This is a genomic window from Sphingomonas sp. NPDC092440 (assembly GCF_044754985.1).
Taxonomy (GTDB): domain Bacteria; phylum Pseudomonadota; class Alphaproteobacteria; order Sphingomonadales; family Sphingomonadaceae; genus Sphingomonas.
In genome coordinates, this window is sequence record NZ_JBIVQA010000008.1 from 14106 (window position 1) to 28609 (window position 14504).

10 protein-coding genes are annotated in these 14504 nt (G+C 68.7%); 8 read left to right on the plus strand and 2 right to left on the minus strand.

What is annotated here, in order from left to right:
* Positions 1-26: 26 nt before the first annotated feature.
* The 8 genes from ACIQCS_RS14725 to ACIQCS_RS14760 all read left to right on the plus strand — a co-directional run bounded on the left by ACIQCS_RS14725 (position 27) and on the right by ACIQCS_RS14760 (position 12083).
* Complete coding sequence (locus tag ACIQCS_RS14725) at positions 27-833, plus strand: undecaprenyl-diphosphate phosphatase (RefSeq protein WP_280281816.1); 807 nt, start codon at positions 27-29, stop codon at positions 831-833.
* Between the two features lie 123 nt (positions 834-956).
* A complete protein-coding gene (locus tag ACIQCS_RS14730; protein WP_345849327.1) occupies positions 957-2393 on the plus strand; it encodes an NAD(P)-dependent oxidoreductase in 1437 nt (478 codons plus the stop codon).
* 11 nt (positions 2394-2404) lie between these two features.
* Positions 2405-3103: a DUF2059 domain-containing protein gene (locus tag ACIQCS_RS14735; RefSeq protein WP_401531218.1), complete on the plus strand. Its 699-nt coding sequence runs from the start codon at positions 2405-2407 to the stop codon at positions 3101-3103.
* On the plus strand, positions 3103-3864 hold the full coding sequence (locus ACIQCS_RS14740) for a hypothetical protein (protein WP_345849324.1): 762 nt from the start codon (positions 3103-3105) through the stop codon (positions 3862-3864). Before ACIQCS_RS14735 ends, ACIQCS_RS14740 begins: the two co-directional genes overlap by 1 nt.
* A 5-nt stretch (positions 3865-3869) precedes the next feature.
* Positions 3870-8378 (plus strand): glutamate synthase large subunit, encoded by a 4509-nt coding sequence (gene gltB / locus ACIQCS_RS14745; RefSeq protein WP_345849322.1) that lies wholly within the window; start codon positions 3870-3872, stop codon positions 8376-8378.
* Positions 8379-8673: 295 nt separating this feature from the next.
* A complete protein-coding gene (locus ACIQCS_RS14750; protein ID WP_137862014.1) occupies positions 8674-9588 on the plus strand; it encodes a sulfite exporter TauE/SafE family protein in 915 nt (304 codons plus the stop codon).
* A 35-nt stretch (positions 9589-9623) separates the two neighbouring features.
* Positions 9624-10346, plus strand: coding sequence for a TIGR02186 family protein (locus ACIQCS_RS14755; protein ID WP_280280822.1), 723 nt, complete (start codon positions 9624-9626; stop codon positions 10344-10346).
* A 69-nt stretch (positions 10347-10415) separates the two neighbouring features.
* Entirely contained in the window at positions 10416-12083 is a 1668-nt protein-coding gene (locus tag ACIQCS_RS14760; protein ID WP_345849321.1) for a helicase HerA domain-containing protein, read from the plus strand.
* A 24-nt stretch (positions 12084-12107) separates the two neighbouring features.
* Here ACIQCS_RS14760 and ACIQCS_RS14765 read toward each other — a convergent pair whose 3' ends face one another.
* Positions 12108-13127 (minus strand): hypothetical protein, encoded by a 1020-nt coding sequence (locus ACIQCS_RS14765; RefSeq protein ID WP_401531220.1) that lies wholly within the window; start codon positions 13125-13127, stop codon positions 12108-12110.
* Positions 13127-14503 (minus strand): glycosyl transferase family protein, encoded by a 1377-nt coding sequence (locus ACIQCS_RS14770; RefSeq protein ID WP_345849316.1) that lies wholly within the window; start codon positions 14501-14503, stop codon positions 13127-13129. Before ACIQCS_RS14770 ends, ACIQCS_RS14765 begins: the two co-directional genes overlap by 1 nt.
* Position 14504: the final 1 nt, after the last annotated feature.

Sequence of the window (14504 nt, forward strand, 5' to 3'; positions counted from 1 at the left end):
CGCCGGCGCCTGGGAGCATATCAAGCATGAGCGAAACCCTGGTCGCGATCCTCCTCGGCATTGTCGAGGGGATCACCGAGTTCCTGCCGGTCTCCTCGACCGGCCATCTGATCCTCGCTTCCGAGCTGCTCGGCTATGACGCCGCCACCTGGGCGATGTTCAACGTCGTCATCCAGCTCGGCGCCATCCTGGCGGTGGTGGTGCTCTACTGGCGGACCTTCTGGGCGGTGGCCTCCGGCCTCCTCCGGATGAACCCGGTCTCGTGGCGTTTCACGCGCAACCTGCTCGTCGCCTTCGTCCCCGCCGCCGTGATCGGCCTTGCGCTCCATTCGAAGATCGAGGTGCTGCTCGGCGAGCCGATGGTGGTGGCCTGGGCGCTGGTGATCGGCGGCATCGCGATCCTCGTGATCGAGCGGCTGGTGAAGTCCGCCACGATCCATGGCATCGCGGAGATCCCGCTGGTCCGCGTGATCGGCATCGGCTTCATCCAGTGCATCGCGATGATTCCGGGCGTCAGCCGTTCGGGCGCGACGATCATGGGCGCGCTCAGCCTGGGCGTGGAACGCCGCACCGCCGCCGAGTTCAGCTTTTTCCTCGCCATCCCCACCATGCTGGGCGCCACGACGCTCGAGCTGCTCAAGAACCATGACGCGATCGCCTCGGCCCGGGTGGGTTGGGACGAGATCGCCATCGGCTTCGTCACGGCCTTCATCGTCGCGATCGTGGTGATCAAATGGTTTGTCGGTATCGTCTCGAAACATGGGTTCGCGCCCTTTGCCTGGTACCGAATCGTCGCCGGCATCGGGGCGATTGCCTGGCTCTCGATGCGATAAGGTCCGGATCGGCCATAAAAATACGCAAGAATATTTCAAATTTCCCCCGGCCGGGCGGAAAAACCTAATATAGGTCAGCTTTGCTGACTTTTATCGACTCGCTTGCGGCGTTAGCGCGGCCGCATGGCGGAAACGATGCTCAAATTCGTTGGAACGGCGCAGGCCTATCCGGGCAAGCGCGGGGCGGAACTGCGCGCGGAGGATTTCCGCGAGATCGCGGATCGCTATGCGGTGCCTACGGCCGAGGAGCAGGCGAGCCGCTGTTCGCAATGCGGCGTGCCCTATTGCTCGGTGCACTGCCCGCTCCACAATCACATCCCGGACTGGCTGCGGCTGACGGCGGAGGGGCGCCTCCGCGAAGCCTATGCGCTGTCGAACAGCACATCGACCATGCCCGAGATCTGCGGCCGAATCTGCCCGCAGGACCGGCTGTGCGAAGGCAATTGCGTCATCGAATTCTCCGGGCACGGCGCGGTCACCATCGGCGCGGTCGAGAAGTTCGTCACCGACACGGCCTGGGAAGAGGGCTGGGTCGAGCCGGTCGCGGTGGGGCCGGCGCGCGGCCAGTCGGTCGGCATCATCGGGGCCGGACCCGCGGGCCTCGCGGCGGCCGAATATCTGCGTGAATATGGCTATGAGGTGCATGTCTACGACCGGCATGATCGCGCCGGCGGGCTGCTCACCTATGGCATTCCGGGTTTCAAGCTGGAGAAGCACGTGGTCATGCGCCGCATCGAGCGGCTGGCGCAGGGCGGCATCACCTTCCACATGGATTTCGAGGTCGGGCGCGATGCCAGCCTCGACGCGCTGCGCAAGCAGCATGATTCGCTGCTGATCGCCACCGGCGTCTACAAGCCGCGCGGGATCCAGGCGCCGGGCGTCGGCGCGGCCGGCATCGTCGAGGCGCTCGATTACCTGACCGCTTCCAACCGCAAGGGCTTTGGCGACGCGGTTCCGGCCTTTGACGACGGCAGCCTCGATGCCAGGGGCAAGCATGTGGTGGTCGTCGGCGGCGGCGACACGGCGATGGACTGTGTGCGCACCGCCGTCCGCCAGGGCGCGGCGTCGGTGAAGTGCCTGTATCGTCGCGACCGGGCGAACATGCCCGGCTCGCAGCGCGAGACCGCCAATGCCGAGGAGGAGGGGGTCGAGTTCGTCTGGCTCTCGGCGCCGGAGGCTTTTGACGGCGGCGAGCGCGTCGCCGGCGTGCGCGCCACCCGCATGCGGCTGGGCGCGCCCGATGCCTCGGGCCGCCGCGCGCCCGAGCTCGATCCGGGCGGCGCTTTCCAGCTCCGGGCGGACCTGGTGATCAAGGCACTGGGCTTCGAGCCCGAGGACCTGCCGCGCCTGTTCGGCGCCGAGGAGCTGGGCGTCACGCGCTGGGGCACGTTGCGCACGGACGGGCGGACGATGATGACCAGCCTCGACGGTGTTTTCGCGGCGGGCGATATTGTCCGCGGCGCGAGTCTCGTCGTCTGGGCGATTCGCGATGGCCGTGACGTCGCGGCGCACATGCATGCCTGGATGCGCGCCCGCGCCGATGCGGCTCGGGCTGCTTGATAAGGTTGTCGATGCCCATGAAGCCGTTCCTGACCGCCCTTGCCCTGAGCGCCGCCGCGCTCGCCCCGGCGCCGGCTTTGGCCGCCGCGCCGGCCGCGGTCCCGGCCGCCGATACCGAGGTGCAGCGGCTCGTCGCGCTGCTGGCGCCGGACGATGCGATTACCCGTCTGGCCGGCAAGGCCTTCGACACCGGGATGGACCAGCGGATCGCCGCGGATCCCGAGCGCAAGGCAGCCTATGCCGCCGATCCGGCGATGCGCCAGGCAGTCGGCGGCCAACTGCGCACTCGGTTCACCTCGGTGATGGTCGCCGCGCTGCCCTCGCTGCGCACGGAGATCGAAACGATCCTGAGGACCATGTTGACTCCGGTCGAGGTGACCGACGCGCTCGCATTCTTCGGCAGCCCGACGGGCCAGAAGGTGCGCGCCGAGGCCTATGAGATGATGGGCAGCGCGCCGGGCCAGTCTCCGCAGGAGATGCAGCAGGCGGCGATCGCGTCGGTGATGGCGAAGATGACCGCGGAGGACTATCCCGCGCTGATGGCGTTCGCCGGCAGCACGGCGTCGCAGAAGATGGGCACGGTCAATCCCAGAATCTCGGCGGTGAGCCAGGCCTGGGCGGACAGGCTGATTGCGGCGAATCTCCCGAAGCTGAAGGCGCTGGAGGACAAGCTGGCGGCGGATTATCGCGCAAGGAAGGGTGGCAAGTGATGCGCCGGCCGCTCCTTGCCGCTTTCCTGCTGCTCGCCGGAATCGGTGCCGCCCGGGCGCAGTCGGTGTCGCAGCCCGCGCCGGCCGCACCGGCGCTCGGTCCGGTCGATCCCGCGCGCCTGGCGGTGGCCGATCGCCTGGTCACGAAGCTGCTGCCGGCCGGCATCTACAAGCAGCTGTTCGACAAGACCTTCAACGCGCTGATGGACAAGATCGTCGGCCAGGTGGGCGAGATGCCGATCGCCAAGCTCGCGCGGATGGGGGGTGTCACCGAGGCGCAGGCGAACGCGCTCGGCGCCGCCAAGATGCGCGAGGTCATGGAGATCTACGATCCGGCCTGGCAGGAGCGCCAGCGCCGCACGATGCAGGTCATGGCCGCCGGCATGGGCGACATCATGACCAGCGTCGAGCCGAAGGCGCGCGGCGCCCTCGCCAAAGCCTATGCCCGCGAGTTCAGTGCCGTCGAGCTCGAGGACCTCGATCGCTATTTCGCCACGCCGGCGGGCGCACACTATGCGTCGCGCTCGCTCCTCATCGCCATGGGGCCGGACATGATGGAAGCGATGAACGCGCTCATGCCCGAGTTGATGGAAGCGATGCCCGGCCTGGTCCAGAAGGCGCAAGCGGCGACTGCGGACCTGCCCGCGGTGCGCACCAAGGGCGACTTGTCGCCCGCAGAACGCAAGAAGCTCGCCGAACTGTTCGGCGTCGATCCCGAAACGCTCGAAGACGATGCGTCTTCGTCGACCGGCACGGAGTAGTTGAAATGAAGCTGGACGAACGCGAACGGCTCGCCCGCGAGGGCATGTACCGTCCCGAGTTCGAGGGAGACGCCTGTGGCGTCGGCCTGGTCGCCGCGACGGACGGCCAGCCCTCGCGTCGCGTCGTCCAGTCGGCGATCGACGCGCTGAAGGCGGTATGGCACCGCGGCGCGGTGGATGCCGACGGCAAGACCGGCGACGGCGCCGGCATCCATGTCGACCTGCCCGTGCGCTTCTTCGACGATGCGATCGCCGCGGGCGGCCACCGCGTGCTGCCGAACCGGCTGGCGGTGGGCATGGTCTTTCTGCCGCGCACCGATCTGGGCGCGCAGGAAGCTTGCCGCACCATCGTCGAGAGCGAGATCATCGAGGCGGGCTACACCATCTATGGCTGGCGCCAGGTGCCGGTCGACGTCTCCGTCATCGGCATGAAGGCGCAGGCGACGCGTCCCGAGATCGAGCAGATCATGATCGCGGGGCCCCTCCCTGGCGCGATGGACGCCGCCGAGTTCGAGAAGGAGCTCTATCTCGTCCGCCGCCGGATCGAGAAGCGCGTGATCGCCGCCCAGATCAACGGCTTCTACATCTGCTCGCTGTCGACGCGCTCGATCATCTACAAGGGCCTGTTCCTCGCCGAGAGCCTGTCGGACTTCTATCCGGACCTTCGCGACGAGCGTTTCACGAGCCGGGTAGCCATTTTCCACCAGCGCTACTCGACCAACACCTTCCCGCAATGGTGGCTGGCCCAGCCGTTCCGCTGCCTCGCCCATAACGGCGAGATCAACACGATCCGCGGCAACAAGAACTGGATGCTCAGCCATGAGATCAAGATGGCGAGCATTGCCTTTGGGGAACGCTCGGAAGACATCAAGCCGGTGATCCCGGCCGGTGCGTCGGATACCGCGGCGCTCGACGCGGTATTCGAGGCGATCTGCCGCTCGGGGAGGGACGCGCCCACTGCCAAGCTGATGCTGGTGCCCGAGGCATGGGACGAGCACACGCCCGCCAGGCATCTCGAGATGTACAAATATCTCGCCTCGGTGATGGAGCCCTGGGACGGGCCCGCCGCGCTGGCGATGACCGATGGGCGCTGGGCGGTGGCGGGCGTCGACCGCAACGCGCTGCGCCCGTTGCGCTACACCCAGACCTCGGACGGCCTGCTGATCGTCGGTTCCGAGACCGGCATGGTCCAGATTCCCGAATCGACCGTGATCGCCAAGGGGCGGATGGGCCCGGGCCAGATGATCGCGGTCGACCTGGATCAGGGCGTGCTGCTCTGTGACCGCGCGATCAAGGACAGGATCGCCGGCGAGCATGACTATGCCGCCATGATCGGCGAGTTCATCACCGTGGGCGACCTGCCCGAGCCCGAGGTGGCGCCGCTCCGCTTCGAGCGTGCCGAGCTCACCCGCCGCCAGGTCGCGGCGGGGCAGACGCTCGAGGACATGGAGCTGATCCTTGCCCCGATGGTCGAGACGGCCAAGGAAGCGGTCGGCTCGATGGGGGACGACACGCCGCTGGCGGTGATCTCGGACAAGCCTCGCCTGATCAGCCAGTTCTTCCGCCAGAATTTCAGCCAGGTCACCAACCCGCCGATCGACTCGTTGCGCGAGCGCCAGGTGATGACGCTCAAGACGCGCTTCGGGAACCTCGCCAACATCCTCGATACCGAGGGCGGCGGCTCGAAGGTGCTGGTGCTCGACAGCCCGGTGCTGACGAATGGCGATTGGGAGCGGCTGCGCGCGCATTTCGGCGACCAGTGCGCCGAGATCGACTGCACCTTCCCCGCCGGGGACGATCCCGACGACCTGCGCGAAGCGATCCGCCGCATCCGCTACGAGGCGGAGCAGGCGGTCCGCGCCGGTTGCACCGAGCTGTTCCTGACCGACGAGCATGTCGCGGAGGGCCGGGCCGCCATTGCCGGCGTACTCGCCGCGGCGGCGGTGCACACCCATCTCGTCCGCCGGGGCCTGCGCAGCTACGCGTCGGTCAACGTCCGCAGCGCCGAATGTCTCGACACGCACTATTACGCGGTGCTGATCGGCGTCGGCGCGACCACGGTGAACGCCTATCTGACCGAGGCCTCGATCGCCGATCGCCATGGCCGCGGCCTGTTCGGCGACATCGCGCTGGAAGAGTGCCTGAAGCGCCACCGCAAGGCGATCGACGAGGGCCTGCTCAAGATCATGTCGAAGATGGGGATCGCGGTGATCTCCTCCTATCGCGGTGGCTATAATTTCGAGGCGGTCGGCCTCAGCCGCGCGCTGGTCAACGACCTGTTCCCCGGCATGCCCGCCAAGATCTCGGGCGAGGGCTATGCCTCGCTCCATCTTTCGGCGATGCTTCGCCACCAGGCGGGCTATGATCGCGGCGTCGCGACGCTGCCGATCGGCGGCTTCTATCGCCAGCGCCACGGCGGCGAGACCCATGCCTATTCGGCCCAGCTGATGCACCTGCTGCAAACGGCGGTGTCGACCGACAGCTATTCGTCCTACCTGGCCTTCGCACGCGGCGTGCGCGACCTGCCCCCGGTCTATCTGCGCGACCTGCTCGAATTCAACTTCCCGAGCGAAGGCGTGCAGATCGATCAGGTCGAGGCGATCACCGAGATCCGCAAGCGCTTCGTCACGCCCGGCATGTCGCTCGGCGCGCTCTCCCCGGAGGCGCACGAGACGCTGGCGATCGCGATGAACCGCATCGGCGCCAAGGCCGTGTCGGGCGAAGGCGGCGAGGACAAGAATCGCTACACCCCGTACGAGAATGGCGACAATGCCAATTCGACGATCAAGCAGATCGCTTCGGGCCGGTTCGGCGTCACCGCCGAATATCTCAACGCCTGCGACGAGATCGAAATCAAGGTCGCCCAGGGTGCCAAGCCCGGCGAGGGCGGCCAGCTGCCCGGCTTCAAGGTCACCGAGTTCATCGCGAAGCTCAGGCATGCGACGCCCGGGGTGACGCTCATCAGCCCGCCGCCGCACCACGACATCTATTCGATCGAGGATCTGGCGCAGCTCATCTACGATCTGAAGATGATCAACCCGCGCGCCCGGGTGTGCGTGAAGCTGGTCAGCTCGGCCGGCATCGGCACCGTGGCGGCGGGCGTCGCCAAGGCGCATGCGGACGTGATCCTGGTCGCCGGCCATGTCGGCGGCACCGGCGCTTCGCCCCAGACCTCGGTCAAGTACGCCGGCACGCCCTGGGAAATGGGCCTGACCGAAGTGAACCAGACCCTCACGCTCAACGGCCTGCGCGGCCGAGTGAAGCTGCGTACCGATGGCGGCCTGAAGACCGGGCGCGACATCGTGATCGCGGCGATCCTGGGCGCCGAGGAGTTCGGCATCGGCACGCTGAGCCTGGTGGCGATGGGCTGTATCATGGTCCGCCAGTGCCATTCGAACACTTGCCCGGTCGGCGTCTGCACCCAGGACGAGAAGCTGCGCCAGAAGTTCGTCGGCACGCCCGAGAAGGTGATCAACCTGATGACCTTCATCGCCGAGGAGGTTCGCGAGATCCTGGCGCGGCTCGGGTTCAAGAGCCTCGATGAAGTGATCGGCCGCACCGAGCTGCTTCGCCAGGTCAGCCGCGGTGCCGAGCATCTCGACGATCTCGATCTCAACCCGATCCTCGCCAAGGTCGATGCCGACGATGCCGAGCGCCGCTTCAGCCTGTCGACCTTCCGCAACGAAGTGCCCGACAGCCTTGATGCGCAGATGATCAAGGATGCCGCCCCGGTCTTTGCGCGGCGCGAGAAGATGCAGCTCACCTATAATGTGCGGAACACGCATCGCGCGGTGGGCACGCGGCTCTCCTCCGAGATCACGCGCCGCTTCGGCATGTCGGCGCTCGCCGACGGGCATGTCCATGTCCGGCTGCGCGGTTCGGCGGGCCAGTCGCTCGGCGCCTTTCTGTGCAAGGGCGTCACGCTCGAAGTGTTCGGCGACAGCAACGACTATGTCGGCAAGGGCCTGTCGGGCGGCACCATCGTGGTGCGCCCGCTGGTCAGCTCGCCGATCGAATCGTGGAAGAACACGATCATCGGCAACACCGTGCTCTACGGCGCCACGTCGGGCCGGCTGTTCGCCGCGGGCCAGGCGGGCGAGCGCTTCGCGGTGCGCAATTCGGGCGCCGAAGTGGTGGTCGAGGGCTGCGGCGCGAACGGCTGCGAATATATGACCGGCGGCACCGCGGTGCTGCTCGGCGAGGTGGGCATGAACTTCGGCGCGGGCATGACCGGCGGCATGGCCTTCGTCTATGACGCGGACGGCAGCTTCGCGCAGCACGCCAATCCGGAGAGCATCGTCTGGCAGCGCCTCGCCTCGGCGCATTGGGAAGCGAAGCTGCGCGAGCTGGTCGAGGCGCATGTCGCCGCGACCGACAGCAAATGGGCGGCCGGCCTGCTCGAGGACTGGGACCGTGCGCTCGGTTCCTTCTGGCAGGTGGTGCCTCGCGAAATGCTGAGCCGCCTGCCCCAGCCGCTCAACGACGATGCGCTGGAAGCGGTGGCGGCGGAATGAGGCACCGGCCCGGCTCCTCCCGCTCTTCCTGAGGGAATATCGGCGGGCGGGGCCGGGCACCGATCCTCCGCGCGGGCGGCCGGCTCGGCCGTCGGCTTGCCCGGGAATCCCCGCCTCCGTCGGCGTGCGAAGCGGTTCTGCGCCGGTTCGGGCCTGGAGGCTGGATCGGGCCGATACGCCGCGAGGCCGATAGCGGCGGCCTGCCCGGATGGACATCGGCGGCGGGACCTATCGACAGGTTGAGGCCACACAGGCTTTTGCACTGTCGCGCAAACGCGGTATCGCAGAAGGCACGATGGATCTCTACCTCCCGATCGCCAACCTGTCGGTCAACGCGCTCGTCATCGTGGCGCTCGGGTTCGGCGTCGGCCTGCTCTCGGGCATGTTCGGCGTCGGCGGCGGGTTCCTCACCACGCCGCTGCTGATCTTCTACGGCATCCCGCCGACGGTCGCCGCCGCATCGGCGGCCAGCCAGGTTACCGGCGCCAGCGTCTCGGGTGTGCTCGCGCATTTCCGCCGGGGCGGCGTGGACATCCATATGGGCGTGGTGCTGGTGGTGGGGGGCGTGATCGGCAGCATCGCCGGGGCCGCATTGTTCACGCTGCTGCAGAAGAGCGGCCAGATCGATGTGGTGATCGGGATGCTCTATGTGCTGATGCTCGGCTCGATCGGCGGGCTGATGCTGCACGAATCGGTCCAGGCGATCCGGGTGACCCGCGGTGCCCGTCCGCCCCGCCCGCGCAAGCGCCGCCACCATCCGCTCGTCGCGATGCTGCCCCTGCGCTGGCGCTTCTACGCCTCGGGGCTCTATATCTCGCCGCTGGCACCGTTGCTGCTCGGCTTCTTCACCGGCATCCTCACCGTGCTGCTCGGCGTGGGCGGCGGCTTCATCCTGGTGCCGGCGATGCTTTATCTGCTCGGCATGGGCACGCAGGTCGTGGTCGGCACCTCGCTGTTCCAGATCCTGTTCGTCACCGCGGCCGCCACCATGGTCCATGCCACCACCACCAAGGCGGTGGACATCGTCCTCGCCGCCCTGCTCCTGCTCGGCTCGGTGATCGGCGCGCAGATGGGCGCGCGTTTCGCGATGCAGGTGAAGCCGGAATATCTGCGCCTCATCCTGGCGGTGATCGTGCTGCTCGTCGCGGTGCGCATGCTGCTCGGGCTCGCCTGGCAACCCGATGAGATCTATTCGGTGGAGCTGCTGTGAGAAGGGCGCTTCTCCTGCTCCTCGCGCCGTTGCTGATGGGGCAGGCCAAGCCGGTGCTCGTCCCCGACGTTTCGCAGCGCGACATCGAGATCGCCTATTCCTTCACCGGCGCCGAGCTGCTGCTGTTCGGCGCGATCCTCTATCCCGGCGGCCGCGCGCCCGAGCGGGGCGAGAAGCCCGCGGACATCGTCGTGGTGGTGAAGGGCCCCACCCAATCCGTGCAGGTGCGCGAGAAGGAGCAGGTGGCGGGCATCTGGGTCAACGCCCAGCGGATGCGCTATCGCTCGGCACCGAGCTTCTACGCCATCGCCTCGTCCAAGCCGATCGAGCGGATCGTCGACGAGCGCACGCGCGCCATCTACGAGCTGGGCGTCGAGAGCCTGCAGCTTTCGCCTGCTTCGGGCGCGGCGCCCGAGGTGCAGACGCGCTTCGACAAGGGGCTGGAGGATCTGCGCACCCGGGCCGGCCTCTATTATGAAGCGCCGGGAGCGGTGGAGATCACCGATGGCGTGCTCTATCGCGCCCGGCTCGCCATTCCGGCGCGCGTGCCGGTCGGCAAGTTCACCGCCGAGACCTTTCTGATTCGCGACGGCCGCGTCCTCGCCGCCGCCGTCCGGGGAATCGAGATCCGCAAATCAGGCTTCGAGCGCTTCGTCGCGCATTCGGCCGAACATTATTCGATCCTCTACGGCATCCTTGCCGTCGCCCTTTCCATTCTCTTCGGATGGGGGGCGGGAGCGGTGTGGAAGCGCTTCTGAAGGTTTCGGGACTCACCCAATATTTACCTCCCCGCGCGCATATTCGGGCGTGTTGACGGGGAGTAGCCGATGGACGGCCAGTTTGGCGCGCGCGGGTTCGAAGGTGCGGCGCCGGTTTCATCTTCCGGGGGCCTGCCCTCGCATGCGCCGGTCGAGCCGATCGGCGCGGTGCTCGAGATCGCCGGCTCGTCGAGCCAGGTGCTGCTCGATCCGGAGGCGCTGAACGCGCTTGGCGGCAGTCCCGATTCCACCGTCGCCAATGCCGGCCAGGTCGGCAGCCAGGTCAAGGTGCGCGTCGGCGCGACCTGGCTCATCGCCAATGTCCGCTCGCTCAAGCTCCAGGGCGAGCATATCGCCGCCTATATCGACTTTCTCGGCGAGGGCGACGAGGAGCGGCTGACCGGCAAGCTCTACAAGTTCCGCCGCGGCGTGACTCGCTATCCCACGCCCGGCGCACCGGTCTTCCCGGTGTCGACCGCGGACCTCAAGCAGATCTATGCCGCCGAGGATCGCGCCCATATCGAGATCGGCACCGTCTATCCGACGCGTGACATCCGCGCGGCGCTCTATGTCGATTCGATGCTCGGCAAGCATTTCGCGCTGCTCGGCTCGACCGGCACCGGCAAGTCGACCGCGACGGCGCTGATCCTGCACCGCATCTGCGAGATGGCGCCGCAAAGCCATGTGGTGATGATCGATCCGCACGGCGAATATGCCAGCGCCTTCAAGACGACGGGCGCGCTCTACGATGTCGGCAACCTGCAGATGCCGTACTGGCTGATGAACTTCGAGGAGCATTGCGAAGTGTTCCTCACCACCTCCGGCTCGGACCGGCAGGTGGATGCGGACATCCTCGCCAAATGCGTGCTCGCCGCCAAGCAGAAGAACCGGCTGGCGGCCGAGATCGGCAAGCTGACCGTCGACGCGCCGATCCCCTATCTCCTGTCGGACCTGACTCAGATCCTGCAGCTCGAAATGGGCAAGATGGACAAGGCGACCGACACCGCGCCCTATCTGCGCATCCGCTCCAAGATCGACGAGATCAAGGGCGACCCGCGCTATGCCTTCATGTTCTCGGGCATGCTGGTGGCGGACACGATGGCGGGTTTCCTCGCCCGGGTCTTCCGCCTGCCGGGCGACGGCAAGCCGATCTCGATCATCGACGTGTCGGGCGTGCCCAGCGAGATCACGTCCGTGGTCGTAGCAGTGCTCAGTCGCATGGTGTTCGACTTCGCGATCTGGTCGCGCGGCGAGAGCAAGCGGCCGATCCTGCTCGTCTGCGAGGAGGCGCACCGCTATGTCCCCAATGAGCGCAATGCCGATGGCTCCTCGGTCGGCCGGATCCTCAGCCGGATCGCCAAGGAAGGCCGCAAATACGGCGTGTCGCTGGGCCTGATCACCCAGCGCCCGTCCGATCTGGCGGAAGGCGTGCTCTCCCAGTGCGGCACGATCCTGTCGATGCGCCTCAACAACGAGCGCGACCAGGCCTTTGTCCGGGCGGCGATGCCGGAAGGCGCGCGCGGTTTCCTCGATTCGATTCCCGCGCTGCGGAACCGCGAGTGCATCGCGGTGGGCGAAGGCGTGGCGACGCCGATCCGCCTGCTCTTCGATACGCTCGACGATGCCAAGCGGCCGGCATCGGACGATCCGCTCTTCTCCGAGCTGTGGCGCGACACCGGCGGCGAGGAGCAGATCCTCGAGCGCACGATCCGCCGCTGGCGCGCGCAAGGCAAGTGACGGCCGCCCGCGCGGGCCAAGCCTTCAGAAATCGGCACCGAGCGTGAGCGCCAGGCCCGAACCGGGCCGCGCCTCGCCCGCCACGCGCTGGCGCCAGTCGAGCGCGAGGCGCAGGTTGCGCACGGCAAGCGTGGCCGAGGGGCCGATATCGAGCCGCTGCGCATCGCGCTGCGCCGCCCCCCACGCGCCGGCACCAAGGGCGAAGCGCACCGGCCCCCCCGCGCCGATCGCGCGGGTGCCCCGCGCGGCGCCGTCGGCATAGGGATCGGCGCGCCGCCGCAGCACCGCACCCGCCTGGCCATAGGCTTCGAGCCGGAAGCCTTGCCATTCCGCGTCGATCCCGGCGATCGTTCCCAGCCCGATGCCGCCGGGATTGCCGTCGAGCCCGAAGCGGCGCTCGACGACCAGCCGGACGGGCGCCCTGGTCGGCTGCCACTCCAGTCCGAGCGCAGCCTCCCGGCCCTTGCCCCGCAGCGGCGCGGTGACGCGGCCATAGGCGGCGATGCGGTCGCGCGGCAAGACTCGCCATGCGGCCCGCGCGCCGGCCTGGCCGCCGCCGATCTGCCCGCCGGGTGCCGCGCCCATGCCACCCTCGCCGCGCGCGACCATCCACAGGCTCAGCGACCAGCGGTCCGGCAGCGGGTCGAGCCGCTCGGGTGCCCCGGACGCGGGAGGCCCGGGCGCGGGAGCCCCGGGCACCGGTTGCGCCAGCCGGAGCACCGGCGAAACCGCGCCATATTGGGCGAGCGCCATCAGGGCGAGCTGCACCCGGGGATGTTCCTCGCCCAGCGGCGCCTGATAGCCGGGCGGCGGCTGCGCCCTCCCCGAAGGCGGGCGTTCTCGGCGGATCGGCGCGGGCAACGGCAAGGGAGGCGGCGCGACGGCCCCCGTCACGGCGACCGGCCGGGCGGCGGCGCGCGGCGGCACCGCTTCGATCGCGGCCGGAAGCGATCCGGCCCGTGGCCATAGCAGCGCCGCGCGCGCGCCGACCCAGGCGATGGTCACCATCGCGAGGAAACGGAGCGGCCGTCCGCGCCCGCGCATCAACTGCCCGCCGGGCGGAGATCGGGAAACCGGTGCGCGGTCTTGTCCCAGCGCGGGGGGCTGCCCCGAAGCATATCGACATAGGCGACCAGCGCGCGCCGGGCCGCCAGCAGCGCGACCGTGTTGCTCGAGAATATGCGGGGGACGGACCACAGCGCCTCGCGCCAGCCATAGGCGCGGCCGACGAACGCCGCACGCACCGCGAGCCGCCAGGCGAGCAGCCCGAGATTCGCCAGGAGCAGCCCGCGCATCAGTGCGGACGGCATTGCGGGGTCGGTGCCCGCCAGCAGATGCGCGCCCAGGGAAAGCGCCCAGGCGAGGATCGAGAGATAGGCCAGGGCGAGCACCGGGATCTCCAGCGTCGCGCGCCGATCGCGCATCCGCATCCAATTGTCCCCGATCCGCCGCCATCCGCCCCAGCCGGTCCGGTCCCAGCCCGCGAGCGCGATGCCGATCATCCAGCGCGCCTTTTGCCGCACGGCTGCGTCGAGCGTGTCGGGGAAATAGGCGCGCACCGCCACCGGCGGGCCGCCCGGCGCCTCGGCGACGCGCATCAGCTGCGCCGGCATGCCCATGGTCGCGATGGCGAGGCCGAGCTCGTAATCCTCGACCAGGCTGTCGGCATCGAACGGCGTGCCGCCCCGCATCGCCGCCAGCCGCGCCAGCACCGCCCGCCGGATCGCGCAGCCGACTCCGGCAAAGGGCAGGCCCGCGCCCACTGCCTGGCGAACCACCAGCGCCCGGCCATGGGCTTCGGCGAACTCGTCGAGATAATGGCCGGCGAAGAAGCGCGAATGCGTGTGCGCGAGCGGCAGCACCGGCAGCTGGACGGCGGCATGATCGATCAGCCCGTGCGCATAGACGCGCAGCTCGAGCGGATGCACGACGTCCTCGGCATCGTGCAGCGCCACGGCGCTGGCGAGGAAGCCTTCCGCCGCCTCGTCGCGCAGCAGCGCCCGCCACAGCGTGTTGAGGCAGTCCGCCTTGGTCGAGGGGCCGGGCGCCGCGCCGATCACCAGCCGTACCCGCGCGTCCGCTCGCGCCACCTCCGCCACGGCCGCGATCGTCGCGGGATCGTTGGGATAGGTGCCGACATAGATCCGGTAGTCGGGATGATCGAAGCGCTCCAGCGCGGTGCGCAGCATCCTGCCGATCACTTCGGATTCGTCCCAGGCGGGCACGAACACCATGATGCGCCCCGCCGGCACCGGCCCGGCCAGCGCGGGCGCCGGCCGCCGCCGGCCGCGCAGCCGCCGCGCCAGATAGATCAGGTCGACGAGCAGGTCGTCGATTCCGCCGACGACGAACCACAAGGCGGCGAACAGAGTCATCTCGCGCGTGATCGCGTCGACCCAGAGGATCGCTCCTTCCCCCAAC